A 26,808-nucleotide genomic window follows, 5' to 3' on the forward strand; every position below is an offset into this window, starting at 1 on the left:
TTAACACGTTTTAAATCCTTGTTTTTTAAAATATTATTATTTTTGCGGTGGATTTTTGATCAAATTCAAAATCTGAAAAATTTAAAAATCAACAAACTATGCAAGTTGACGTTCTAAATGCAAATGAACTAAAAAAGTCTGCTCCGGTATTCGGACAAGTGTCGTTTGACGAACACGAACAAATCGTTTTTTGCAACGACAAAGATACAGGTTTAAAGGCAATTATTGGTATTCATAACACTGTTTTAGGACCTGCCCTGGGAGGTACCAGAATGTGGAATTATACCAGTGAATGGGAAGCGGTGAACGATGTTCTTCGTCTTTCCCGAGGTATGACTTTTAAAAGTGCAATTACCGGTTTGAATCTTGGAGGAGGAAAAGCGGTGATCATTGGAGATGCCAAGAAAGACAAGACTCCGGCGCTTATGAAAAGATTTGGTGAATTTGTTCATTCTCTTGGTGGTAAATATATCACTGCAGAAGATGTAGGAATGGAAACTTCAGATATGGACATCGTAAGAGAGGTAACTCCTTATGTGACCGGGATCTCAGAATCTAAAGGTGGAGCTGGTAACCCGTCACCTATTACCGCTTACGGAGTATTTATGGGGATTAAGGCGTCTGCAAAATTCAAGTATGGGACAGATGATCTTGAAGGTAAAAAAGTACTGGTACAGGGAATTGGCCATGTAGGTGAAACTCTTGTTGAGTATCTTACAGGTGATGGCGCTGAGGTTTTTATTAGCGATATCAACGAAGAACGTCTGGAAGAAGTAAGTAAGAAGTATGGTGCTCATATTTTCACTGCCAGAGATATTTATTCAGCAGATGTAGATATTTATGCGCCGTGTGCTTTAGGTGCAACTATTAATGATGATACTATCCACAGACTAAAAGTGGATATCATTGCAGGAGCTGCTAATAATCAGTTGGCAGATGAGGTTTCTCATGGAGAGATCCTTCAGAGAAAAGGCATCGTATACGCTCCAGATTTCTTAATAAATGCAGGTGGGATCATTAATGTTTATGCAGAACTTGAGAACTACGACAGGCAGGAGATCATGCGTAAAACTGAAAATATATATAACACAACCCTTAGAATTCTTGAGAAAGCGTCTAAGGATGATATAACTACTCATTTTGCTGCCTTGCAAATAGCAAGACAAAGAATTGAGGACAGAAAAAATCAAAATTTAAATTAGTCAGTTCTAATTTATTGATATTTTTGCAGGGCGAAAGTGAATGCTTTCGCCCTTTCTAATTTTCTAAAAGTTCTTTTACAATTATGTTGACAAGAAGACATATCAGGGTTAAAGTAATGCAGTCGCTATATGCCTTTAGCCAAAGCCAGAATGATAACCTTGCTACCGAAGAAAAATTCCTGATCAAGAGTATGCAGGAAATGTATGACCTGTTTCTGCTTCAAATTAGTCTGATCACCGAATTAAGAGAACATGCAGAATCCTATTTAGAAAAATCCCAACAAAAACATTTAGCTACCAGCGAAGAGAAAGATCCCAACCGCAAATTTGTGGATAATCAGATCTTCCAGATCCTTAATGAGAACGAAAGCCTCCAGAATGCCCTGGAAAAGCATAAGATCAACCATTGGAAACAGGACGATGAATATGTGGCTATTATCTGGAACGAGGTAAGGAACAGTGCAGCTTACGAAGAGTATATGGAAACTCGTGACCGGGATTTCAAGGAAGATAAAAAGTTCATTATCCATATTTTCAAAGAGATCATAGCTCCTAACGACAAGCTTTATGATTACCTGGAAGATAAAAAGCTGACCTGGCTGGATGACCTTCCACTGGTAAATACGGCCATCCTGAAATTTTTACAGAAGCTAAAGGAATCTACTGGTAGAGAAAAGAAGATCACTCAGCTTTTCAAAAATGAGGAAGATAAAGAGTTCGCGATCAAACTTTTTAGAAAAACCTATTTGAATGACGATGATCTGGCCGAAGAAATGCTTGGTAAAACACCAAACTGGGATAAGGATAGGATCGCTGAAGTAGATATGGTTCTTATCAAAATGGCTATCTGCGAATTTTTAAAATTTACCAGTATTCCGGTAAAGGTTACTATCAATGAATATCTTGAAATTGCGAAGGAATACAGTACTCCAAAAAGTAGCATTTTTATCAACGGTGTACTGGACAAATTATCCAAGGAATATCAAACAGAGGATAAGCTAAATAAAACCGGAAGAGGACTAATGTAGTTCAGAATTTTTATTATTTTTATCAATTAGAAATTTAACAAAATAACTTCACCATGAAAAAAACAATTTTAATGTTTGCAGCAGTAGGGGCGATGCTGTTCACCGGATGTAAAGATAACGCTTCAGATAAGGTAAAAGCTGAGAACGTAGAGGCTTCTGCTGAACGTGACGCACAGGAAACTCAATATCCTGAGATCACTTTTGAAGAATCTGAATTCGATTTCGGTAATATCGCCAAAGGAACTTCAGTAGAGCATGTATTTAAATTTACAAATACAGGAAATGCGCCATTAGTAATCACTAATGCATCTAGTTCTTGTGGTTGTACCGTTCCAACTTATCCTAAAAATGAAACTATCGCTCCAGGAGAATCAAGCGAGATGTTAGTGAAGTTTAATGGATCTGGAAATGGCCAGGTTACTAAGACAGTTACTGTATCTGCAAATACAGAATCAGGAAAAGAACAAATTAAAATCAAAGCTTTTGTAGAAGCTGACGAAAACGCTAGCTAAAAGCATATATGGATCAATTAACACAGTTTGCACCAATTATTTTAATGTTTGTGGTAGTGTATTTTTTTATGATACGCCCACAAATGAAAAAAGCTAAACAGGAAAAGAATTTTGCCGCCGAGCTCAAAAAAGGAGATCGTATAGTTACCAAAAGTGGTATGCACGGTAAGATCGTTGATTTTAGCGAAAAGAATAATTCGGTGATAATTGAAACCGGAGCAGGAAAAATTACTTTCGACCGTTCTTCAATTTCAATGGAGATGAGTCAGAAACTCAATGAACCTGTAAAGGAAAAGAAGTAAATAAGAAATTTATTGAAAAGAAAAAAGCAGCTGAAAACAGCTGCTTTTTTTATTTAACAGTTTTTGTACTTATCATTTAAGCCAATGCCGCTCTTGATCATCGGGATGATCTTTTCCAATCGACTTTGCCGGGTGACTTCTCTCTTTGCTTCAGAAATATGACCTGCATATTCCCGTTGTTTTCCAGGTGTAAGATCATTGAAACATCTTTCCAGATCTTTATCCATGGTAAGCGCTTTAGATAATTCTGGAGGAATAACCAGTGTTTTTACTTTAACTGGTTTGATCTCTATGCCTTCTTTCTGATTTTGAATTGCCTCTTGAATATAGGGCAAAAGGCGCGACGTATTTATTTTATCTCCCTTCTCGAACTTGATCTGTCTTAAGGCCTTGGTCTTTCCTTCCTGTGCATTTATTAGCATGGCTATATTTTCCATTAATAAAGCACCATTAAAGAACCATAGTCCTAAGTGATTTTTAAATGCGCCAATGCCTACTACATTTTTACCCTCCAATGTATAAACAGGTGCTCCCCATTTAATAGTGGACTCCAGCTCTGTAGTCAGTATCATTTCATGAAGCTGTCTTAATTCTTCCTCCCAGTAGGAGTGACATGAAATATATTCTTCAACACTTTTTACCGGCATGATCTAAAGATTAAAAATTACTCATACTTTTTAGCGGTAAGTTCAGCTAATTTTACAATAACCTCAGTGGCTTTCTGCATGCTTTCAACAGGCACATATTCATATTTACCATGAAAGTTATGTCCACCTGCAAAAATATTCGGACAAGGCAATCCCATAAAACTTAATTGGGCGCCATCGGTTCCCCCTCTAATTGGCTTAAGTATTGGTTTTACATCTACCTCCTCCATAGCTTTTTTAGCCAGGTCTACTATATGCATTACGGGTTCTACTTTTTCCCGCATATTAAAATACTGATCTTTGATCTCGATACTTATACAATCCCTTTCATATTGAGAACAGATGTCGCTCACCAGGTCCTGCATCATTTGTTTCCGCGCCTCAAAATGGGTTTTATCGTGATCACGAATAATATATTCAAGTACGGTTTCTTCCACATCACCCTGTATGCTGCTTAAATGGAAAAACCCTTGCCTTCCTTCGGTGTGCTCGGGAGTTTCCATTCTTGGTAAAGAATTAATGAAATCCTGGGCGATATACATGCTATTCACCATTTTGTCTTTGGCATAACCTGGGTGAACACTTTTTCCTGAAACTTTTACAACAGCCTGTGCTGCATTGAAGTTTTCATATTCCAGTTCGCCGATCTGGCTACCATCCATTGTATAAGCCCACTCTGCGCCGAATTTCTTTACATCGAATTTATGTGCACCACGGCCAATTTCTTCATCTGGAGTAAAACATACACGAATTTTCCCATGTGGAATTTCCGGGTTGTCTACCAAATATTCCATGGCCATCATAATTTCAGTGATGCCGGCCTTATCGTCTGCACCCAATAATGTAGTTCCATCGGTAGTGATTAGAGTCTGACCTTTGTATTCATTCAGGTCTTCAAAATAATCTGGTGACAGGATTATGTCCTTTTCTTTATTCAGAACGATATCCTTCCCATCATAATTTTTGATGATCTGGGGGTTTACATTAGTCCCAGTAAAATCAGGGGTAGTGTCAAAATGAGAAACGAAACCTATCACAGGCACCTCATGTGGTACATTTGCGGGTAAGGTTGCCATGACATATGCATTTTCGTCTATAGTCACTTCCTCTAGACCTATTTCCTTTAATTCGTCTACCAGTTTGTTGGCAAGATTCCATTGCTTCTCGGTGCTAGGTGTTGATTCACTTTTGGGATCGCTTTGGGTATCGATCTTGACGTAACTGATGAACTTATTGGTAAGCCTTTCCTTATTGATCATTCTTAAAATTTTTTTGAGAAAACCGCCCTGTTTTTTGTTGAACGATTAGGTATAGCAAATATAAATTATCAGGTTTTTCTTTTCCTTAAACTTATTTAAAAACTGATAACATTTTTAGTGAAACTTTGCAAAAATGTAAGTCAAATTTCAAGGTTAATTTAAAATAGAAATAGGTTAAATCTAGCATATTTCAACACTTAATTTATGTGTAAGTGACTGATTACTAAACAAATGTTTATGTATTCCTAAAATAATAAGGGTATATTAGAGAAAACAAACCGATTAAATATGAAAAATTATTACTTGTTAATTTTATCGTTTTTCTTTTGTTGTATAGGGCAGGCGCAGATGCAAACCATTACGGGAACTGTCCTTGATGAAAATTCTGAACCTCTTGGAGGGGTTACAGTCGCAATTAAAGATACCAACAGAGGAACCAGTACAGATTTTGACGGAAAATATTCCCTGGAGGCTGAATTAGGACAAACCCTGGTCTTTACCTTTGTGGGGTATGATGCGCGGGAGGTCCTCATAGATCGCCAGGAGATCAATGTAACCATGGTTTCAGGTATGGCCCTGGGAGAAGTGGTTCTGGTAGGATCAAGAAGCCGTAGCAGGACCGTTGTTGAATCCACGGTGCCTATAGATGTACTGGATGTGCAGGAAATGACCGTTGCCGTACCGCAGGTAAACCTTAACCAGATGCTTAATTATGTAGCACCGTCCTTTACCTCAAATACCCAGACAATTTCTGACGGGACAGACCATATTGACCCGGCATCCTTGCGAGGCCTGGGACCAGATCAGGTTCTGGTTTTGATAAATGGAAAAAGAAGGCATAATTCATCTTTGGTGAATGTGAATGGAACCTTTGGTAGAGGTAGTGTGGGAACAGATCTAAATGCGATCCCGGCTTCAGCTATTAAGCGGATAGAAGTTCTACGTGATGGTGCGGCAGCCCAATACGGTTCTGATGCCATTGCAGGGGTGATCAATATTGTATTACTGGATCAAACCAACGAATTAAGTTTTAATGTCACTACGGGCGCAAATTTCTCTAAAAATGCCAATGAGCAAACCGGCGGAGTTGATGGTGAAACCATTAACGTTGCTGCCAGTTATGGTATTTCCCTTGGAGAAAGAGGGGGCTACGTGAGCTTTGCGGGTGATTTTGATTATAGAGAAGACTATAACAGGATGAAAGAATGGGAAGGAGAGATCTTTAATGCCTATAATGCTATTGAATATCGCGCTGCCAATAACGGGGCAGATATTGCTTTTTTATCAGATGAACAGATCAAGGATTTCGCTCAGGATGTTTCTTACTTCAGTAGTGAATTTCAGAACGACATAAGTAACGCGCCAGACAGGGAAGCGTTACAGGATCTCTTAGGTTTGAATGTTACAGAAGACGAATTAAATGCCCGTGGTCTTGACCGGACAGATTTCAATATGCGTGTAGGGCAGTCTGCACTAAGAGGAGGTAGGTTTTTTACGAATATGTCTCTTCCTTTAGATGACGAGGGAACGGAATTATACTCCTTTGCGGGAATGAGCTCGCGAAGAGGTAATTCAGCCGGATTCTATAGGTTGCCAAACCAAAGCCGTACTTACACTCCAATTTATATAAACGGTTTTTTACCTGAAATAAACTCTAAAATTAAAGATCAATCTATTGCTGTTGGAGTTAGAGGGCAAATAAGTGATTGGGAAATAGATTTTAGTAATACCTGGGGGATGAATGAATTCCAGTACTTTATTAGTAATACTTCAAATGCTTCCTTGCAACGTGCAAGTCCAACATCCTTTGATGCCGGTGGGTTTTCATTTTTACAGAATACCACCAACTTGGATGTGAGCAAGTTTTTTGATGAAGTTTTTCTTGGCCTAAACGTGGCTTTTGGAGCAGAGCACAGGTTTGAAAATTACGAGATATTTGCAGGAGAGCGGGCTTCTTATGAACAGTACACTCAAAACGGAGATGTAGTGACCAGGGCAGATCAGGATCCGGCCACAGATTTCTTCGGAAATGCCAGACCTGGAGGATCTCAGGTTTTCCCGGGATTCAGTCCTAAAAATGAATTATCCAGAGAACGAAGCAGTATTGCTGGCTATTTTGACATGGAACTGGATTTTAGTGAAAGATTTCTGGCAACCTTTGCTACGAGATTTGAAGATTATTCTGATTTTGGGTCGACTTTGAATTTCAAGTTTTCTTCCAGGTTCAAATTAACCGATGATATCAATATAAGGGGAGCTGTAAACACTGGTTTCAGGGCACCTTCCTTACACCAGTTATATTTTAATTCAACTTCCACGATCTTTGATAATGAAGGGAATCCACAGGAAGTAGGTACTTTCTCTAATGATAGCAGGCCTGCACAACTATTGGGAATTCCGCAGTTGAAAGAAGAAACGTCACAAAGTATAAGTCTTGGTTTTACTGCTAAGATCCCTGATGCTAACTTGTCTCTTACGGTGGATGGATATTTCGTAGCCATAGATGATCGTATCGTTTATACCGGGCAGTTCAGCGGCCCGGGTACAGGTTCTGAATTAGATAACCTTCTGGCCCAGGCTAATGCAACTGCAGCTTCATTCTTTGCAAATGCGATAGATACAGAGTCTAAAGGATTGGATATTGTGTTGACGCAACAGGCTATTTTTAATGATAATGTGAGTTTGAAGTCAGATCTTGCGGCTACACTTTCCAAGACCCAGCAGGTGGGAGATATTAATGCTTCCGAGGTTCTTGAAAGAGCAGGACTGGTAGATACTTATTTTCCTGAAGATAGCCGGGTATACCTGGAAGAAGCAGTGCCGAGGACTAAAGTAAATCTTACCAATAGTCTTTCAGCGGGAGCCTTCAATGTTTTCCTGAGAAACGTATATTTTGGGGAAGTTACCGAGGCTTCTACAATCCTAGCTAATCAGCAGGTATTCAGCTCCAAGATTGTGACCGACCTATCTGTTGGATATAAAGCGACAGATGCCTTAACCTTAACTGTAGGTGCAAATAATATTTTCGATATTTATCCAGATAGAGCAGAACCGGAATTCGGAAACCGAAGTGATGGTAGATTCGACTGGTCGAGAAGAGCACAGCAATTTGGAATTGCGGGGCGTTTCCTTTTTGCCAGGGTGAGCATTAACCTGAATTAATATTAATTATAGAATAGAGTCTGTCATTAAAGCTTAAAATGCTTCCACTGAAACAAATTCGGTTGAAGAAAATAGCTTTTTTGACAGACTCTTTATTTCTTGCTGACTTAAGAATTGAAATGCGCCAGGGCTTCAATTTTCAGGAAATTCAATTACTTTTGCGAAAACCTACAGCAATGTATAAATCCCTAATTAGGCCTGCACTTTTTAAATTTGATCCTGAAGAGGTTCACTATTTTACCTTCAACTTTTTAAGAAGATTCTGTAAAATTCCTGGAGCGTTATCTTTCCTGAGATCTAAATTTGGAATGGAAGATAAAAGACTGGAACGAGAGGTTTTTGGTTTAAAATTCAAGAATCCGGTAGGCCTTGCCGCTGGTTTTGATAAGGATGCTAAGTTGTTCAATGAACTTTCAGCTCTTGGATTTGGTTTTGTCGAGGTAGGTACGGTTACTCCAAAGCCACAACCTGGAAATGAAAAACAGCGGCTTTTCAGATTAAAAGAAGATTTCGCTATTATAAATAGAATGGGCTTCAATAATCACGGGGTTGAAGAAATGGTTGAGCGTCTTAAGAAGAATAAAGATGTTCTAATTGGAGGGAATATTGGTAAGAACAAGATCACGCCGAATGAAAAGGCCAAGGATGATTATTTATACAGCTTTGAGGCTTTATTTGATCATGTAAACTATTTTGTGGTGAATGTAAGTTCGCCAAATACACCAAACCTTAGAGAACTGCAGGATAAGGAACCTTTAAAGGATCTTCTAAATACGCTTCAGCAGAGAAATGAGCAGAAAGTAAATCCGAAACCGATCTTATTGAAGATTGCTCCAGATCTTACCGATGAGCAATTATTGGATATTATCGAAATCGTGAAGGAGACAAATATCGCCGGGGTGATCGCTACCAATACCACTATTTCCCGTGAAGGTCTTAAATCTGAAAATAAGGATGAAATGGGAGGTCTTAGTGGTAAACCTCTTACTAAAAGGTCTACCGAGGTGATCAGATTCCTTTCAGAAAAAAGCGGGAAGGCTTTCCCGATAATTGGAGTTGGCGGAATCCATACTGCTGAAGATGCCATAGAAAAGCTTGAAGCCGGTGCCAGTCTGGTGCAGCTTTATACGGGTTTTATATATGAAGGCCCGGCACTAATCAAGGCAATCAATAAAAAAATACTGGAAAAAGGGCTTTAATTTATGTTAGAGCAGCTAATTCCTTTTTTAACCGCTTCCATTCTTCTAACCTTTTCACCGGGGCCCGATATTATTTATGTTTTGGTAAGGTCTATAGCTAATGGAGCCAGAGAAGGAATAGTTACCGCTTTAGGACTGGTTAGCGGAATATTGATACATACCAGCCTGGTTGCTTTTGGGGTTTCAGCCATTATCAAGCAATCTGATAATATCTTTCTTTTCATAAAGATTCTTGGTGCGGTATACCTATTATACCTGGCCTGGCAGGTGTACAAGAGCGATCCCGATATCGCCTTTTCTTCGGAAGTAATTCGTGATAAAAATTTAATCGGCTTATTCAGGCGGGGATTTATTATGAATGTACTTAACCCTAAAGTGGGAATTTTTTTCCTGGCCTTTTTTCCCGGTTTCCTTTGGGAACCAGATGGGAATACAATACTTCAATTCTATATACTGGGATTTGTTTTCATGTTGCAGGCACTGCTAATATTCAGCCTGGTTGCTATTCTTGCTAATAAGATATCTGTTTATATTAAATCCCATCCGGGATCTGGTAGGTTTTTAAAATGGATGCAGGTGGTAATATTTATAGTTATTGCGGTCCTTATACTTCTTTGACCGGCTAAGGAATCTATAGTCTGAATTCTAAAAACCAGTATTGAAATTTAATATTATCAATAAAACTATATTCTTTTTCAATTTTCCCTAAAATGCTATCTTTGGCCATATGGCGAAAGTAAAACTAATCGAATGTCCGAGGGACGCTATGCAGGGTATCAGGGAATTTATTCCTACCGAGAAAAAGGCTCAGTACATTCAGTCTTTGCTAAGATGCGGTTTTGATACCATCGATTTTGGAAGCTTTGTATCGCCAAAAGCAATTCCTCAAATGAAAGACACGGCTGAGGTGCTTTCAATGCTTGATCTTTCTAAGACTAGTAGTAAACTTCTTGCAATAGTTGCAAATACCCGTGGAGCAGAGGACGCTTCAAAGTTTCAGGAAATAGGTTATCTGGGCTATCCGTTTTCAATTTCTGAAAACTTCCAGATGCGTAATACCCATAAGACCATAGCAGAATCTGTTGAGGTGCTTCAGGAGATCCTTGATATAGCCCATGAGACCGATAAGCAAGTAGTGGCTTATTTAAGTATGGGCTTCGGGAATCCATACGGAGATCCCTGGAATGTTGAGATCGTAGGGGAGTGGACCGAAAAACTTTCGGCGATGGGGGTGAAGATCCTTTCTTTATCTGACACCGTAGGTACTTCAACGCCTGAAATTATAGACTACCTGTTTTCCAACCTTATTCCAAAATATCCAAATATTGAATTTGGAGCCCACTTGCATACTACACCTTCAAAATGGCATGAGAAAATAGATGCTGCGTATAAGGCGGGTTGTCATAGATTTGACGGAGCTATCCAGGGATTTGGCGGTTGCCCTATGGCGAAAGATGAACTTACCGGGAATATGCCTTCAGAACGTATGCTTTCCTATTTTAATGCAGCCAAAGCAGATACGAATATTAAAATGACCAGTTTTGAATCAGCCTATAATGAAGCTTCTAAAATCTTTCAGGCGTATCATTAACTTTCTTGTTTAAGGTGTAAATTAAGCAGAAATAGGATCAGTTCTATAGATTTTCTTTCTTTTTGTCTCTTTAGTAAGTTTGAAGTTTGAGATACTTCAGTTTCAGTTATGCAAGGGTTTAAGATGTATTATTTTACCCAGAATTTCTCTCCAGATTTATCCAGTTATCGAACCTCGCTATTAAAAACAATTATGGCTTTTGATATTACTATTGGAAAAAGTTATTTAAAATTAATCTAAATAAACTTGCTGCAACAAAAGCGGGTTTTTATATTTGCTGCCGGAAATTATTTTAAACTAGTCTAAATAAGCTAATATGAGAAAGCTGTTATTTTCAGCGATGATAGGAGGTCTAACCTTAGTTTCATGTACTTCAGATGATACTCCTACCCCCGGAGGAAACGAAATTGAAATTCCCGCAAATTATACATTCGAAAGAGATAATAGTTCTACCGTGAGCTACGATGGTCAAACAGCCAGACTGCAAATGACTTCAGAGTTATTATCAAATTTCACCGATTTTGATAATGCCTCAGAAGAATTATTATTAAATATGTTCACGAACGAGAATGATCCATTCTCAAATGCAAGTCTTAACGAATCTTCAAAAAGTGTAAAATCTAAAGTAGCAGCTTCTAAGCTTTACTTCTCTACAAATAATGTGGAGAGCGCTGAAATAAAGGCAGATTTTGATAACTGGATCACTGTTCAAATGAACGAAGTTGCTTCTAGTAAGGATAAATTGGCCGAGGCTGGGCAAGCCGGTCAGATCGCCGATGGTGATGCGGTTCGTTATGTGGATTCCAAAGGTCTTGAAATGAATCAGGCTTTCGCCAAAAGTCTAATTGGTGGACTTGTGGTAGACCAAATGTTAAATAACTATTTGTCTAGCGCTGTTCTTGATGAAGGCGATAATCGCACGAATAATGATCAGAAGATAGTTGAAGAAGGTAAAGTTTACACCACAATGGAGCATAAATGGGACGAAGCATACGGATACTTGTATGGAGATCCTTCCATTCCTTCAGAAGATCCAAATTCTGCTTTAGGTGATAATGAAGATAACCTGCTTTTCAAGTATATGGGAAGAGTTGAGGGAGATGAGGATTTTGCAGGTATTGCCGAAGAAACTTTTGAAGCCTTCAAAACAGGTCGTGCGGCCATTGTAGCTGGTGATTACCAAACCCGTGATGAACAGGTAGCGATCATTAGAGAGAATATATCTGAAATAATTGGGATAAGAGCAATTTATTATATGCAAGCAGGAAAAAATGCTCTTGCAGCCAACGATTTTGGTGGAGCTTTTCATGATCTATCTGAAGGTTTCGGGTTCATTTACAGTTTAAGATTTACAAATAAGCCGGGCACTAACATGCCATACCTGTCTAAAGAAAAAGTAGACATGTTTACAGAGCAATTGTTAGAAGGAAACGGATTTTGGGATGTAACTCCTGAAACACTGGATAGTATTTCTGAAGAAATTGCCGCGGCATTTGACTTTAGTGTTGCAGAAGCAGCAGAATAAAACAATTAGCCGGAGTAAGATATTTATCTGCTCCGGCTCTTAATATTTATATCTATGATAAGGATTTCAAAAATTTTATTGATCGCATCCCTCGTCTTCACCGCTTGTTCTACTGAAGATGACGGGCCAGGTACAGACGGAGGAGGAGAAACCAATTCTTTTGATCGTGGAGCAATGCTTGAAAACTGGGCAGATAATATTATCGTACCAGCTTTCAGTAATTTTAAAAGTTCTACTCAGCAATTGGAAGATCTTACGGTAGCTTTTACAGCAGATCCAACTGAAGAAAATCTGGTTGCTTTAAGAAATCAGTTTGAGAGCTCTTACATAGATTTCCAAACGGTTGCAATGTTTGACCTTGGTAAAGCTGAAGAGGTAAATTTCCGTCGTTTTCTGAATACTTATCCTCTGGCAGCTTCTGAAGTGGAAAATAAGATCGCAAGCGGGTCATATAATCTGGAATTGCCGTCAAGTTTTAAAGAGCAGGGATTCCCGGCTCTGGATTATCTTCTGAACGGAATTGGAGATACCAATGCAGAGATCGTTGCTAAATATTCATCTGAAAACTATAGAAACTATCTTTTAGATGTTTCTAAAAGAATTAATTCACTCACTGCTGAGGTGAACTCATCATGGCAGGGAGATTACAGAGATACCTTTGTAAGTAACACCAGTTCTTCAAGCACAGGTTCAGTAGATAAGTTGACTAATAAATACATCATGTATTTCGAGGCTTTCTTACGCTCGGGGAAAATAGGTTATCCTTCAGGTGTATTCACAGGAACTCCTTCTCCTATCAATGTCGAAGCATATTATTCAGAAAACTTGTCAAAAGATCTTTATTTGAAAGCGCTTCAAAGCACCATAGATTTCTTTAATGGTAAATCTTTTAGTGGAGGTCAAACCGGAAAGAGCTTTAAACAATATCTTGAATTCCTTGAAAGAGAAGATCTTGCCAGTGATATTAATAGTCAATTTGACGTCATTAAATCTCAGGCAACAAAATTGAATGCGAGTCTAAAAAGCCAGGTTGAAACCGATAATACAGTTATGCTTGCTGCTTACGATGAACTCCAAAAACAGGTGGTTCTTCTAAAATTAGATATGGTACAGGCGCTTTCAATTAGTATAAACTACGTAGATTCAGACGGAGATTAGTTGGTGGTAGATGAGATCATCCATCACTAAATATTTCAACTCATATACCGAAGCGGCTCCGCTGGCTGTTTTTCGCATAGGTTTTGGAATAATGATGTTGGCCAGTATTATCAGGTTCTGGCTGAATGGATGGATCGAAAAATTATATATAACTCCGAAATTTCATTTTAGTTATTACGGATTTGAATGGGTGAAACCGCTTGGCGATTTCACCTATTTACTTTTTGTGATCTGTGGGATCTCGGCATTTCTTGTAGCGATCGGTTATAAATACCGGATAGCGATCATTACTTTTTTCCTGAGTTTTACTTATATAGAACTCATAGATAAGACTACTTATCTAAATCATTATTACTTTATAAGTATTCTTAGCTTTTTAATGATTTTTCTTCCTGCCAATGTTTATTATTCTATAGATGCATGGCAGAATGTAAAGCGGTCATTTCAAAAAATCCCTCGCTGGTGCATAGATTCCATCAAATTATTATTGGGAATTGTCTATTTCTATGCAGGGTTGGCTAAGATCAATTCAGACTGGTTATTCAGGGCGATGCCATTAAAGATCTGGCTGCCTTCAAAATATGATATTCCTTTTCTTGGAGAACTTATGCAGCAGGAATGGGTTGCATACGCTTTTAGCTGGAGCGGAATGTTTTATGACCTGTTTATTCCATTCCTTTTATTATGGAAGCGATCCCGGTTTTTTGCTTTTATTATGGTGATCATTTTTCACGTGATGACCCGGGTTTTATTCCCAATCGGGATGTTTCCCTATATCATGATTGTGAGTGCTTTGATTTTCTTCAGTCCTAAAGTTCACCATAAGATACTTCAAAAGATCTCAAGCTGGTTTAGTATTAGAAAAGGGAAATTTGATAATGAGCTGTCTTTGATCTACAAACCGATCGAGCGAAAAATATTGACTACTGTAGTCTCTGTATTTTTCATTATTCAGATTCTTTTTCCATGGAGGTATTTATTATATCCCGGCGAATTATTCTGGACAGAAGAAGGCTTCAGGTTTTCCTGGCGCGTGATGTTAATGGAGAAAGCGGGATATGCTGAATTTAAAGTAGTGGATGGCGAAACCGGAAAGAGATTCTATGTGAATAATTCAGATTTTCTAACGCCATTTCAGGAAAAACAAATGTCTTTTCAACCAGATTTTATACTTGAATACGCACATTTCCTGGCAGAGCATTTTAGAAAGGACGGGCATGAGAATATCGAGGTTTACGTAGAAAGTTATGTAGGTCTCAATGGGAGAAAAAGCGTACCCTATATAAGTCCCGATGTTAATTTGCTTAATTTCGCAGACTCTTTTAAACATAAAACATTCATTTTACCATTTAATGATGAAATTAAAGGTCTTTAGTATACTCTTCTTTTTTACCGTGATCGCGAATGCACAGTATTCATTAACAGGTAAAATAACATCTTCTGCAACCGTTGAGGCTGTTCCAAATGCCGAAGTATGGAATAAAACCACCGGGAAATTAACCCTGGCTAATGAAAATGGGGAATATGAAGTTTCTTCTTTAAAACAAGGCACTTACGTTTTTGCGGTTTTTAGCTATGAATATCAGATCGAAGAGCGTGAGGTTACTATAGAGCAAAATACCGAAGTTAATTTTCAGCTTTCTCCACTTTCCGAAAGTTTAAATGAAGTGATGATCACGAATAGAAGGGAACAGATCTTTGCGCTTAGAAAATTACGAAAAGTAGAAGGGACCGCTATTTATGCAGGTAAGAAGAGTGAGGTAGTTCTTATGGATAAAGTATCTGGAAACCTCGCAGCTAACAATGCGAGGCAGATATATAGCCAGGTAGTTGGACTAAATATCTATGATAATGGTGATGCCGGTTTGCAGTTGAATATCGGTGGACGCGGTCTTGACCCAAACCGAACACAGAACTTCAATACCCGTCAGAATGGTTACGATATATCAGCAGATGTTCTGGGTTATCCTGAAAGTTACTATACTCCACCACCAGAAGCTTTAAGGGAAATACAGGTAGTGCGTGGGGCGGCTTCTTTGCAATACGGTACTCAGTTTGGAGGTCTAATCAATTTCAGATTTAAGGAGCCTGTGCCGAATAAAAAAATTGAACTTGTTTCCAGGCAGACCATTGGTTCATATGATCTTTTTACCAGTTTCAACAGTCTAAGTGGAACTGTAGGGAAATTCAGTTACTACACCTATTATAACTATAAAGGAGGCGAGGGTTTCAGGCCAAATTCAGAATATGATTCGAAGAATGCCTTTGCTCATTTAGGATGGAAATTTAATGACAGGACCAATATTAGTTTTGAATATACTTTTCTGGATTATCTGGCTCAGCAACCGGGAGGCCTAACAGATTTCCAGTTTTATGAGGATCCAGATTATAGTAATCGTGCAAGAAACTGGTTCGATGTTAACTGGAATCTTTTTGCGGTAAAGCTAAAACACCAGTTTTCTGATAGAACAGATTTCAGTCTTAATTTATTTGGCTTGAATGCAACCAGAAAAGCTCTGGGTTTCAGGCAGAATAGAGTTGCACAGGCCGATGATCCTGAGGAACCAAGAGAACTTTTAGTAGATGATTTTTCTAACTGGGGAGCAGAGGCCAGGGTATTGACCAGATATGATCTTTTTGGTGAGGAGTCGGTATTATTGCTGGGAAGCAAATATTACCAGGCATCAAATCAGCAACAACAGGGACCGGGAAGTGCTGCTTCAGGTCCTGATTTTGAATTTGCCAGTGCTGAATTTCCAGATTATGAAAGACAGTCTGAATTTGAATTTCCTAACAGAAACCTTGCATTTTTCGGTGAAAACATTTTCAACATCACCAATAACTTTTCGATAACTCCAGGTTTCAGGTTTGAATATATCAATACCGAAGCTGATGGTTTTTATAAGAATATTATTAAAGATAATGCGGAAAATACCTTGCTGAATGAAACTATACAGGACGACCGAAAGTTCGAAAGAAGTTTTATTCTTTTAGGAGTGGGAAGTAGTTATAATTTGAATGCATCCAATGAGCTTTATGCCAATTTCTCTCAGAATTATAGGTCGGTAACCTTTAATGATATCAGGGTGGTGAACCCAAGTTTCCAGGTAGATCCAGATATCAGTGATGAAGAAGGGTTTACTTCAGATCTGGGGGTTCGTGGCCGACTAAAGAATATTCTTTCTTACGATGCCAGTGTCTTTGCTTTGAAATATAATGACAGGATCGGCGAAGTCTTAAGACCAGAAGAACGAGTAAATGCACAGGGAGAGCTGGAAGAAACCGGAAGATTGGTAAGATTCAGAGGTAACATTGGAGATGCTTTTATTTATGGTCTTGAAACTTTCGCTGAGTGGAACTTAAGAAATAGCTTTTTTGAAGCGGCAGAGGATTACCAGTTGAATGCCTTTGTGAATGCAGCCTTTACCAAATCTGAATATATACAGTCAGACCAGGTCAATGTAGAAGGGAATGAAGTGGAATTTATTCCGGAAGTAAATTTAAAGACCGGGCTTAATTTTGGATATAGAAATTTCCTGGCCGGGCTTCAGTATACCTATCTATCAAGTCAATATACAGATGCTACAAATGCTCCGCAAGATAAGGAAGAAAATAACCGCGGTATAGAGGGTGAAGTCCCTTCGTATGGTATCGTAGATCTTTCAGCATCCTACAGTTTAGGTAAATTCAAGTTGGAAGCTGGGATCAATAACCTTTTGAATAATTCCTATTTTACCAGAAGGGCCACAGGATATCCTGGTCCCGGGATTATTCCGGCACAACCTATAACCTGGTATACAACCTTGCAGATAAGACTTTAATCTAAGCTGAAGCCTGGGGAGCCCAGTGGTTACAGAGCATTCCAGGAGCTGCCTTGTTGGGATTTGCACAGGTTGGTGAATGATACCGACTGCAGTTAAGACAATTAGGTTCGTTCTTGATGGCCGCTTTCATTTTGAAACTATCGCAGGTATGCTGGTAGCCTACATTGGTTTCATGCTTTGTGCAGAAATTGTTCTTGAACCTTTCGCAATTCATGCAGCTGTTTCCTAATCGTATGCTCATGGTCTAATATTTAAATAACTATTAAATTTACGACCAGACTATTTAAGAAGCAATATAAATAACTTGTATTCAGTTCCTTATGTTTTTATTTCCTGCAGGTTTCAAGGATAATAGGGCCTAAGATACTTTTTAAACGCCCACCTGGAAGTTTATCTTCTCTTAACACATAAGAGTCTCATTTTCTCACTTATTAACCCTATATTTGCATGCAATTAAATCCTTAATTGCAATGACCGCACACGAATCAAAAATACTTGGCGACGGACTTACCTACGATGATGTACTTTTAGTACCTGCATATTCAGATGTTCTCCCAAGAGAAGTAAGTATTCAATCCAAATTCACACGTAATATCCCGATCAACGTGCCTATCGTTTCCGCAGCGATGGATACAGTGACCGAATCCCGCATGGCTATCGCTATGGCCAGGGAAGGCGGTATTGGGGTACTTCACAAGAATATGACTATAGAGCAGCAGGCTTTAAAAGTTCGTAAAGTGAAGCGTGCTGAAAGCGGAATGATCATAGATCCCGTAACTCTTTCTATTACGGCTAAGGTTCGTGATGCTAAAGAATCCATGAAGGAACATAGTATTGGAGGAATTCCAATCGTAGACGATGAAGGGAAACTTCTGGGTATTGTAACTAACAGGGATCTTAGATTTGAAAAAAATCTAAATCGTCCTATTTCTGAAGTAATGACCTCGAAAAACCTGGTAACGGTTTCAGAAGGTACTTCCCTGGATGAAGCAGAAGATATACTTCAGGAAAATAAGATCGAGAAATTGCCGGTTATCAATAAGGATCAGAAATTGGTTGGACTTATTACTTTTCGCGATATCACTAAACTTACCCAAAAACCAATGGCAAATAAAGATACTTTCGGGAGATTGAGAGTAGCTGCCGCGGTTGGAGTAACCGGTGATGCTGTAGATAGGGCAGAAGCCTTGGTTAATGCAGGAGTAGATGCGATTATAATTGATACCGCGCACGGTCATACTAAAGGAGTGGTACTGGTTCTGAAAGAAGTAAAGAGAAAATTTCCAGATCTTGAAGTAGTTGTTGGAAATATTGCGACTGGTGAAGCTGCAAAATATCTTGTAGAAGCTGGAGCCGATGCGGTAAAAGTAGGAATAGGGCCAGGTTCTATTTGTACAACACGTGTGGTAGCTGGCGTTGGTTTTCCTCAATTCTCGGCTGTCCTCGAGGTAGCCGCGGCAATTAAAGGATCTGGAGTTCCGGTAATTGCTGATGGAGGTATTCGATATACCGGTGATATTCCTAAGGCGATCGCTGCAGGAGCAGACTGTGTGATGCTAGGTTCATTACTTGCAGGGACAAAAGAATCTCCTGGAGAAACCATCATTTATGAAGGCCGTAAATTTAAATCTTACCGTGGAATGGGTTCAGTGGAAGCTATGGAAAAAGGTTCCAAGGATCGTTACTTCCAGGATGTTGAAGATGATATCAAAAAATTAGTTCCAGAAGGTATTGTGGGAAGAGTTCCTTACAAAGGAGATCTTGAAGAAAGTATTCACCAGTTTGTTGGTGGTCTTAAAGCCGGTATGGGTTATTGCGGAGCAAAAGATGTGGAAACCCTTAAAGAGAATGGAAGGTTCGTGAGAATTACCGCTGCTGGGGTGCATGAAAGTCATCCGCATGATGTAACCATTACCAAAGAATCTCCAAATTACAGCAGATAAAAAAGATCATAAATAAATAAAAAAAGCCCTGATAAATTTCAGGGCTTTTTTATTTAGTTCTAAATTATTTCTAGTTGCTGGAAGCGCCTTCCTGTGCAGGTTTTGGTTCCACACCAAGTTCTTTCATCACTTTCTCAGTAATATCATCTTCAGATCTTGAAAAAGCAAGTCCGTTTGCACCCGCATGAAATATCTGGGTATAACCTTCTTCCTTGATCACTTTTTTCATTGCAACATCTATCCTGTCGTATAAAGGCCCATTTAATTCGTTTCTTTTCATCTGCATCATTACTGATGCTTTTTGACGGAAACCTTTAATGTCATTTTCTAATTGAATGATCTTGTCTTCCTTTTCTTTTTTTACCGTATCGGTAAGGCTAGCAACAGTTTCCTGGTATTCCTGAACCATTGTTTCGTATTCCTGAATACTGGTCTTTAGTTCAGACTGAAGTTCCTGGTTATAGGTTTCAAGACCCTTGTTTACTTCAATAGCTTCGGGCATTTGAGAAAGTATATATTCAACATCTATGGTACCGAACTTAGATTGCGCATTTGATGAGAATGCGATAAACATCAATAGAATTCCTAAACTTATTCGTTTCATTTTGTGTTATTTTTTCGCAAATATAACTGGCTGATTAGAATATGTCTAGAAATTTATTTCAAAAAACGGTTAGTTGTCATTGACGCTTTTTCCATCTTCCACGAAAGCTTTAAAATCTTCCATGTATTTTCGGGATTGTTTTTTGAAGGCGCCAGGCATGAACCATCCAAATAATTTCATGAATCCACTAAATTTGAATTCATTATCGGTGATCCATAATGTTTCAGCTTCCAGAGTGGGAGAAAATCTATTGACCTGGTAATTATAAACTCCTTTGGCTTCATAGGTAGCGCTATATTCATCAGGAAGGTTATTCTTTATAATGGTTTCGGTCATTTCTATTTCACGGTTTCCCATATTATATTTCAAAAGGTTCTGGGATCCTTCATCTCCAAGATTTCCGTTTATGGGCTTCATAAAAATAAAACCACGTTGCCAGTGTTTTAAATTATCGGGGTCAGAATACTTGGCAACCACTTCTTTTCTGGGCTTATTTATAGTGATCTGCTGTTGGTATTTCATAATTGGCTGATTTATTGTCTTTTAAAGATAATGTAGAATTTATTATTCCAGAAATTTATAATTTAAATCTGTTGTTTTCGTTATGGCTTTAGCTTGCAGAACCTTAACTAATTCTTATTTTTGCGCAGATAGAAATATTAGGCTTGCCTGATTTGTCTTCTGGCATTTAAATTGAGAGGTGCTAAAAAAATTGATTTTGAGGAAAAATTTTAGCAGATTTATTTTAGTTCTTTCTTCCCTGATCCTGGTCAGCTGCGAGTATTTTCAGCAAACCGATGATCGTAAGGTGGTGGTACGAGTAAATGAATCCTATTTGTTTGAAGACGATATACAGTCTTTGATAAATGAGAATACATCGCCTGAGGATAGTGCCTTGATCGTATCTAATTATATTACCCGTTGGGCGACCCAGCAATTGCTAATAGACAGGGCAGAATTAAATTTGCCGCAATCCCAGCAAAATGAATTCGATGAACTTGTGAATAATTACAGGAATGAGCTTTATACCAATGCCTATACAGATGCGGTGGTGTCAAGAGCCCTGGATACTGCTTTAAATCGCGAGGATATAGAAAAATATTATGAGGAGAATAAGCAGAATTTTATTCTTAATGAAGACCTTATAAAGCTCAGGTATATTAATCTCGCCAAGAATAGTAACAATCTCGATGAGATAAAAAAGAAATTCACCAGGTTCAACGAAGAAGATCAACAGGATCTTCTAAATATGGCCATACAGTTCAAGAATTATTCGATGAATGATTCTGTTTGGGTAAAGTCAAAAACTGTCTATGATAAAATTGGTCCACTTTCTGTGGATGATAGATCAAGCTTGCTTAAGAAATCTAATTTTATGGAATTACAGGATTCACTAAATGTGTATCTTGTGTACGTAAATGACGTTCTAAGCCGAAATGAGCAGGCGCCTATTGAATATGCCTCGGCAACCATACGAGAGATTTTGCTGAACAAGCGAAAGCAATCGTTAATTAAGGAATTAGAAAAAGATATTACAAAAGATGCAATTAAGAATAATGAATTTGAAATTTTCAATTAAACCTGTTCTAGCAGGCTTCGGTGTTATGCTTTCTACTTTTGGTTACGCCCAGGAAGTGATCGTAACAGATAGTACTTCCATCCAGCCAGATGCAGAGGTTATAAAGGCTGACGTGACCCAGCAAGGCAGTCAGCGTAAAAAGGTTGATGGTATTGCTGCGGTAATAGGGGAATATATCATTCTTGAAAGTGATATCGATCTAATGTATAAGGATATGCAGAGCCAGGGAATGTCTACTTCTGAAGTGACCGACTGTAATCTTGCAGGTTCCCTTATGGAGAATAAGCTATATGCTCATCATGCGATCCAGGATAGTATTATTATTCCAGATGCTCAGATCAATGGAATCGTAGATCAAAGACTTCAGGGACTGGTTCAACAGGCTGGATCTATGGAGAAGATCCTGGAATTTTATAACAAGGAAAGCGAGGCTGAACTAAGAGAGGAGATCTTTGATCTTACCAAACAAAGCCAGCTGACTCAAAGGATGCAGCAAAAGATCATTGAGGAAATTGAAATAACTCCAGAAGAAGTAAGACAATACTACAACAAGATGGAGGAGAAGCCTATGTTTGGAACAGAAGTGGAACTTGCGCAAATCGTAATAGAACCAGAAATTCCGGAATCTGAAAAGCAAAAGATCATTGACAGGTTAAATGAATTTAAAGCAGATATTGAAGAGAACGGAGCTAGTTTTTCTACTAAAGCCGTACTTTATTCTCAGGATCCGGGAACGGCTTCAGATGGAGGTCGAGTTACGCTAACTAGAAAAGATCCATTTGTAAAGGAATTCAAGGATGTCGCTTTTAGTCTTCAGGAAGGTGAGATTAGTGAACCTTTCGAAACTGAATTTGGTTATCATATTATTCAGGTCGATAAAATTAGAGGTCAAACGGTAGAATTGAGACATATACTTTTAATTCCCGATGTTACTAATTCTTCTGTAGAGGAGGCTAAAGAAGAGATCGATACTTTAAGAAGTAAGATCGTAGCCGGAGATATTGAATTTGAAGCTGCGGCTAGAGAGGCTTCAGATGAAGAGGAAACCAAGAATGAAGGAGGTAAGCTTATTAACCCCAGAACTGGTGATACAAGATTTGAGCTCACTAAAATTGATCCTGAATTATTCAAACAGGTAGAAGATCTTGATGAAGGTGAGATTTCTCTTGTGCTAACCCAAAAGGACAGGACAGGAAGACCTCAATTTAAGATAATCAAGGTTACGAAGAAGATAGCTGAGCATGAAGCAGATTATGCTACAGACTATCAGAAAATTAAGGAGCTTGCCATTCGAGACAAGCAGTTGGAAGCCATTGAGAAATGGCAGAAGGAAAAGATAAATGATACCTATATCAAAGTTAATGGTAAATTTCGCGATTGCGATTATACCAGTGACTGGGTTAAAAATTAAAGCATAATATGAGTGATGTAGCACTGGTAGAAAAATTGGTAGATAAACATCGCGATCTTAAAAGGGAGATCGCGAAAGTTATCGTAGGTCAGGATGAGGTTGTAGATCAAATCCTACTCTCAATTTTCTCCGGTGGTCATTCTCTACTTATCGGCGTTCCCGGTCTGGCTAAAACCTTAATGGTTAATACCATTGCGCAGGCCTTAGGCTTGAATTTTAAAAGAATTCAATTTACGCCAGATCTTATGCCAAGTGATATTCTTGGTTCTGAAATTCTTGATGAGAACAGGAAATTTAAATTTATTAAAGGCCCTATTTTCACTAATATCCTTCTGGCAGACGAGATCAACAGAACTCCACCAAAGACTCAGGCAGCTCTTTTAGAAGCAATGCAAGAGAGGGCAGTGACTGTCGCGGGTCATCATTATAAACTGGATTTACCTTATTTTGTACTGGCAACACAGAACCCAATAGAACAGGAAGGGACTTACCCTTTACCTGAAGCTCAGTTGGACAGGTTCATGTTTGCAATCAAACTTGATTACCCGAGTTTTGAGGAAGAAGTAGATGTTGTAAAAACAACTACTACCGATGAACCTAAAACGGTAAACCCACTTTTTAATGCACAGGAAATTTCAGATATTCAACATGTAATTCGTAGAATTCCGGTGCCAGATAATGTGGTAGAATATGCTGTAAGACTGGTTGGTAAAACCAGGCCGCTTAACGGAGCACCAGACCTTATTAAGAATTATGTTGATTGGGGTGCAGGACCTAGAGCTTCCCAGAACCTGATCATGGCTGCAAAAACTCACGCAGCGGTGAATGGTAAATTCTCTCCGGATATTGAAGATGTGCAGGCGGTAGCTTTTGGTATTCTTCGACACCGAATTATTAAAAATTATAAAGCAGAGGCCGAGGGGATCACCGAGGAAGAGATCATTAAGAAACTCTTTTAGGATCTATGTAAATTCTTGTAAAGAGCAGGCTTCTAGTTAGCATAGCATTTTATCTTTTATGGGGATCTTCATTTTTCACCCATATTTTTGATCTGGATGAAACGATCTCTGAGATCATAATATGGACCTGTAATATAGTGCTATTCCTTTTCTGGCTATTCGTCCTTTTTGATATGATAAGAGTTAGCTTCAGGCATAAGAATTTCTGGATCTTATCTATGTTTTTACTTCCCTTTTTTACTCCGATAGTATATCTTTTCAGAAGAAAAAATCTGGTGCATTTAGAGAATAATAAATTTAAAACTAAGGAGAGATTTAAATAATTTTTGACAAATTCTCAATTTTATACCTTTATATTAAGTTTTACTGAATTTTTAGTGGTTAAAATTATAATTTCGGAAATTATTTATACTAAATTCTGAGTATCACTTCTAATTTTCAAAATCCCTTTAAAATCCCTATTTTTGCAAGACTTTTTTAGAACATAAATTAAACAGAATATGGCATACGATATTGATATGATTAAAAAGGTGTATAGCCAAATGGCTGAGCGTGTTAATACAGCCCGCGAAGTTGTTGGTAAGCCTTTAACACTTTCAGAAAAGATCCTTTATTCTCACTTATGGGATGGCAAAGCGAAAGAAGCTTTCACCAGAGGGAAGGATTATGTAGAATTCTCTCCAGATAGAATTGCTTGTCAGGATGCGACTGCGCAGATGGCACTTTTGCAATTTATGCAGGCGGGTAAAAAGCAGGTTGCTGTTCCTACCACTGTTCATTGTGATCACTTGATTCAGGCGAAAATGGGAGCGGCGATAGACCTGCAGGCTGCTAATAAGAGTAGTAGTGAGGTTTTTGACTTTCTGGAATCAGTATCTAACAAGTATGGAATTGGATTCTGGAAGCCAGGTGCAGGTATTATCCACCAGGTTGTTCTTGAGAACTACGCGTTCCCGGGAGGAATGATGATTGGTACAGATTCCCATACTGTAAATGCAGGTGGACTTGGAATGGTAGCTATTGGTGTTGGTGGAGCAGATGCTGTAGATGTGATGGCAGGTATGCCTTGGGAGCTTAAATTCCCTAAACTTATCGGAGTGAAGTTAACCGGAAAACTTTCAGGCTGGACTTCTTCCAAAGATGTGATTTTAAAAGTTGCAGGTATCCTTACCGTAAAAGGTGGTACCGGAGCAATTATTGAATATTTTGGTGAAGGTGCTCGAAACCTTTCCTGTACTGGTAAAGGTACTATTTGTAACATGGGTGCTGAAGTTGGTGCAACCACTTCAACCTTTGGATATGACGACTCTATGGAGCGTTACCTACGAGCAACGAACAGAGCTGATGTAGCAGATGCTGCTAACGAAGTTCGTGAGCATTTAACCGGTGATGATGAGGTATATGCAAATCCAGAGCAGTATTTTGATGAATTGATCGAGATCAATTTAGATGAACTAAAACCACACCTTAACGGACCATTTACTCCAGATCTTGCAACTCCTATTTCTGAAATGGGAGCAAAAGCGAAAGAGCATGACTGGCCAATCAATGTAGATTGGGGTCTAATTGGTTCCTGTACAAACTCTTCTTATGAAGATTTGACCAGGGCAGCTTCGATTGCAAAACAGGCGGTAGATAAAAAAGTAAAAGCAAAATCTGATTTCGGTATTAACCCGGGATCTGAGCAAATTAGATTTACTGCAGAGAGAGACGGACTACTTCAGATCTTTGAAGATCTTGATGCTACTATTTTTACCAACGCATGTGGACCATGTATCGGTCAATGGGATCGTTCAGATAGAAAAGGCGAAGAGAAGAACACTATTGTTCACTCTTTCAACCGTAACTTCTCTAAGCGTGCTGATGGTAACCCAAATACTCACGCATTCGTAGGTTCTCCAGAAATGGTTGCTGCAATAGCAATTTCAGGTCGTCTTGATTTTGATCCAACTCGTGATAAATTAATGAATGAGGATGGTGAAGAAGTGATGTTAGACGAGCCACAAGGAATTGAACTTCCAACAAAAGGATTTGCTGTTGAAGATGCCGGATATGTTGCTCCAAAAGAAGACGGAAGCAGCGTTGAAGTAAAAGTAGCTAAGGACAGTGAAAGACTTCAGTTATTAACTCCATTTGAGCCTTGGGATGGTAAAAACCTTACCGGTGCGAAGCTTCTTATCAAAGCATGGGGAAAATGTACTACAGACCATATTTCTATGGCAGGACCATGGTTGCGTTACAGAGGTCACCTGGATAATATTTCTAATAACTGTTTGATTGGGGCTGTAAATGCTTTCAATAAGAAAACAAACTTTGTAAAGAACCAGATGACTGGCGAGTACGATGGTGTGCCGGCAGTACAGAGAGAATACAAAAAAGAAGGAGTTCCAACAGTAGTTGTGGGAGATCATAACTATGGGGAAGGTTCTTCCAGAGAACATGCGGCCATGGAACCGAGACACTTAGGTGTTAAGGTGGTATTGGTGAAGTCTTTTGCTCGTATTCACGAAACAAACCTTAAGAAGCAGGGGATGTTAGGTCTTACTTTCGCGAATGAGAACGATTACGATCTTATCCAGGAAGATGACACTTTCAACTTTATAGATCTTGAGGATTTTGCTCCAGACAAGCCATTAACGATAGAGATCGTTCATGCAGATGGTAGTAAAGATACGATCAAGGCTAACCATACTTATAATGCTCCACAGATCGAGTGGTATAAGCATGGATCTGCTCTTAACCTTATCAAGAAGCAAAACGCAGCTTAAATTCAAGCCACGTTATTAATATCAAAAACCTCCAGATCTTAAAATCTGGAGGTTTTTTTACGCTATTTATTAAACCCCAATTAATAAGTAGCCCTAGGCAAAAACTCAAATTGACTTATATTGAATAAAATTCAA

The 26,808-nt window shown here is 38.7% G+C and carries 22 protein-coding genes; 17 read left to right on the plus strand and 5 right to left on the minus strand.

Annotated elements, in window-relative coordinates; all coding sequences use genetic code 11:
• Nucleotides 1–98 precede the first annotated feature (98 nt).
• The 4 genes from G3I01_RS09070 (at nt 99) to yajC (ending at nt 3,044) form a co-directional block, all read left to right on the plus strand.
• Nucleotides 99–1,202: a Glu/Leu/Phe/Val dehydrogenase gene (locus G3I01_RS09070; RefSeq protein WP_219547138.1), complete on the plus strand. Its 1,104-nt coding sequence runs from the start codon at nt 99–101 to the stop codon at nt 1,200–1,202.
• 83 nt (nt 1,203–1,285) lie between these two features.
• The gene (gene nusB, locus G3I01_RS09075; protein WP_219547140.1) at nt 1,286–2,230 is read left to right on the plus strand and encodes a transcription antitermination factor NusB; all 945 of its coding nucleotides are present in this window, start codon (nt 1,286–1,288) and stop codon (nt 2,228–2,230) included.
• A gap of 53 nt (nt 2,231–2,283) precedes the next feature.
• On the plus strand, nt 2,284–2,742 hold the full coding sequence (locus tag G3I01_RS09080) for a DUF1573 domain-containing protein (RefSeq protein WP_219547142.1): 459 nt from the start codon (nt 2,284–2,286) through the stop codon (nt 2,740–2,742).
• Between the two features lie 8 nt (nt 2,743–2,750).
• A complete protein-coding gene (yajC, locus tag G3I01_RS09085; RefSeq protein WP_108172524.1) occupies nt 2,751–3,044 on the plus strand; it encodes a preprotein translocase subunit YajC in 294 nt (97 codons plus the stop codon).
• A gap of 53 nt (nt 3,045–3,097) precedes the next feature.
• On the opposite strand, the gene G3I01_RS09090 is transcribed toward yajC, so the two are convergent.
• Nucleotides 3,098–3,691: a DUF1801 domain-containing protein gene (locus G3I01_RS09090; protein WP_219547144.1), complete on the minus strand. Its 594-nt coding sequence runs from the start codon at nt 3,689–3,691 to the stop codon at nt 3,098–3,100.
• A 17-nt stretch (nt 3,692–3,708) separates the two neighbouring features.
• Nucleotides 3,709–4,950, minus strand: a complete 1,242-nt coding sequence (gene pepT / locus G3I01_RS09095; protein ID WP_219547146.1) for a peptidase T — start codon at nt 4,948–4,950, stop codon at nt 3,709–3,711.
• A 288-nt stretch (nt 4,951–5,238) separates the two neighbouring features.
• Between pepT and G3I01_RS09100 the strand changes: the two genes are divergently transcribed.
• The 8 genes from G3I01_RS09100 to G3I01_RS09135 all read left to right on the plus strand — a co-directional run bounded on the left by G3I01_RS09100 (nt 5,239) and on the right by G3I01_RS09135 (nt 17,406).
• Nucleotides 5,239–8,112 carry a TonB-dependent receptor gene (locus tag G3I01_RS09100; protein WP_219547148.1) on the plus strand — a complete coding sequence of 958 codons (2,874 nt, stop codon included), beginning with the start codon at nt 5,239–5,241 and terminating at the stop codon, nt 8,110–8,112.
• A 176-nt stretch (nt 8,113–8,288) separates the two neighbouring features.
• Nucleotides 8,289–9,311 (plus strand): quinone-dependent dihydroorotate dehydrogenase, encoded by a 1,023-nt coding sequence (locus tag G3I01_RS09105; protein ID WP_219547149.1) that lies wholly within the window; start codon nt 8,289–8,291, stop codon nt 9,309–9,311.
• Between the two features lie 3 nt (nt 9,312–9,314).
• Nucleotides 9,315–9,929 carry a LysE family translocator gene (locus G3I01_RS09110; protein WP_219547150.1) on the plus strand — a complete coding sequence of 205 codons (615 nt, stop codon included), beginning with the start codon at nt 9,315–9,317 and terminating at the stop codon, nt 9,927–9,929.
• Between the two features lie 109 nt (nt 9,930–10,038).
• Nucleotides 10,039–10,902 (plus strand): hydroxymethylglutaryl-CoA lyase, encoded by an 864-nt coding sequence (locus G3I01_RS09115; RefSeq protein WP_219547151.1) that lies wholly within the window; start codon nt 10,039–10,041, stop codon nt 10,900–10,902.
• 316 nt (nt 10,903–11,218) lie between these two features.
• On the plus strand, nt 11,219–12,427 hold the full coding sequence (locus G3I01_RS09120) for a DUF4856 domain-containing protein (protein WP_219547152.1): 1,209 nt from the start codon (nt 11,219–11,221) through the stop codon (nt 12,425–12,427).
• Nucleotides 12,428–12,481: 54 nt separating this feature from the next.
• On the plus strand, nt 12,482–13,585 hold the full coding sequence (locus G3I01_RS09125) for an imelysin family protein (protein ID WP_219547153.1): 1,104 nt from the start codon (nt 12,482–12,484) through the stop codon (nt 13,583–13,585).
• A gap of 10 nt (nt 13,586–13,595) precedes the next feature.
• A complete protein-coding gene (locus tag G3I01_RS09130) occupies nt 13,596–14,960 on the plus strand; it encodes an HTTM domain-containing protein (protein WP_219547155.1) in 1,365 nt (454 codons plus the stop codon).
• Nucleotides 14,941–17,406, plus strand: coding sequence for a TonB-dependent receptor (locus G3I01_RS09135; RefSeq protein ID WP_219552798.1), 2,466 nt, complete (start codon nt 14,941–14,943; stop codon nt 17,404–17,406). The genes G3I01_RS09130 and G3I01_RS09135 overlap by 20 nt, the downstream gene beginning before the upstream one ends.
• A 1-nt stretch (nt 17,407) precedes the next feature.
• Here G3I01_RS09135 and G3I01_RS09140 read toward each other — a convergent pair whose 3' ends face one another.
• Nucleotides 17,408–17,650 (minus strand): hypothetical protein, encoded by a 243-nt coding sequence (locus G3I01_RS09140; RefSeq protein WP_219547157.1) that lies wholly within the window; start codon nt 17,648–17,650, stop codon nt 17,408–17,410.
• A gap of 229 nt (nt 17,651–17,879) precedes the next feature.
• Here G3I01_RS09140 and guaB point away from each other — a divergent pair, with 229 nt between their 5' ends.
• Nucleotides 17,880–19,352 (plus strand): IMP dehydrogenase, encoded by a 1,473-nt coding sequence (gene guaB / locus G3I01_RS09145; RefSeq protein WP_219547159.1) that lies wholly within the window; start codon nt 17,880–17,882, stop codon nt 19,350–19,352.
• 70 nt (nt 19,353–19,422) lie between these two features.
• Here the strand turns inward: guaB and G3I01_RS09150 are convergent, their stop codons facing one another.
• Both G3I01_RS09150 and G3I01_RS09155 read right to left on the minus strand, forming a co-directional pair.
• Nucleotides 19,423–19,956, minus strand: coding sequence for an OmpH family outer membrane protein (locus G3I01_RS09150; protein WP_219547161.1), 534 nt, complete (start codon nt 19,954–19,956; stop codon nt 19,423–19,425).
• A 69-nt stretch (nt 19,957–20,025) separates the two neighbouring features.
• Nucleotides 20,026–20,478 (minus strand): SRPBCC family protein, encoded by a 453-nt coding sequence (locus G3I01_RS09155; RefSeq protein ID WP_219547163.1) that lies wholly within the window; start codon nt 20,476–20,478, stop codon nt 20,026–20,028.
• Between the two features lie 196 nt (nt 20,479–20,674).
• Between G3I01_RS09155 and G3I01_RS09160 the strand changes: the two genes are divergently transcribed.
• From G3I01_RS09160 to G3I01_RS09180, 4 genes are all read left to right on the plus strand, one after another.
• The gene (locus G3I01_RS09160; RefSeq protein ID WP_257710559.1) at nt 20,675–21,535 is read left to right on the plus strand and encodes a peptidyl-prolyl cis-trans isomerase; all 861 of its coding nucleotides are present in this window, start codon (nt 20,675–20,677) and stop codon (nt 21,533–21,535) included.
• Entirely contained in the window at nt 21,498–22,946 is a 1,449-nt protein-coding gene (locus tag G3I01_RS09165) for a peptidylprolyl isomerase (RefSeq protein WP_219547167.1), read from the plus strand. The genes G3I01_RS09160 and G3I01_RS09165 overlap by 38 nt, the downstream gene beginning before the upstream one ends.
• Before the next feature lie 8 nt (nt 22,947–22,954).
• Nucleotides 22,955–23,905 (plus strand): MoxR family ATPase, encoded by a 951-nt coding sequence (locus tag G3I01_RS09170; RefSeq protein ID WP_219547169.1) that lies wholly within the window; start codon nt 22,955–22,957, stop codon nt 23,903–23,905.
• A 500-nt stretch (nt 23,906–24,405) separates the two neighbouring features.
• On the plus strand, nt 24,406–26,673 hold the full coding sequence (locus G3I01_RS09180; RefSeq protein ID WP_219547173.1) for an aconitate hydratase: 2,268 nt from the start codon (nt 24,406–24,408) through the stop codon (nt 26,671–26,673).
• Nucleotides 26,674–26,808: the final 135 nt, after the last annotated feature.

The sequence above is a fragment of the Gramella sp. MT6 genome, assembly GCF_019357415.1.
In the GTDB taxonomy this organism is placed as follows: Bacteria; Bacteroidota; Bacteroidia; order Flavobacteriales; family Flavobacteriaceae; genus Christiangramia.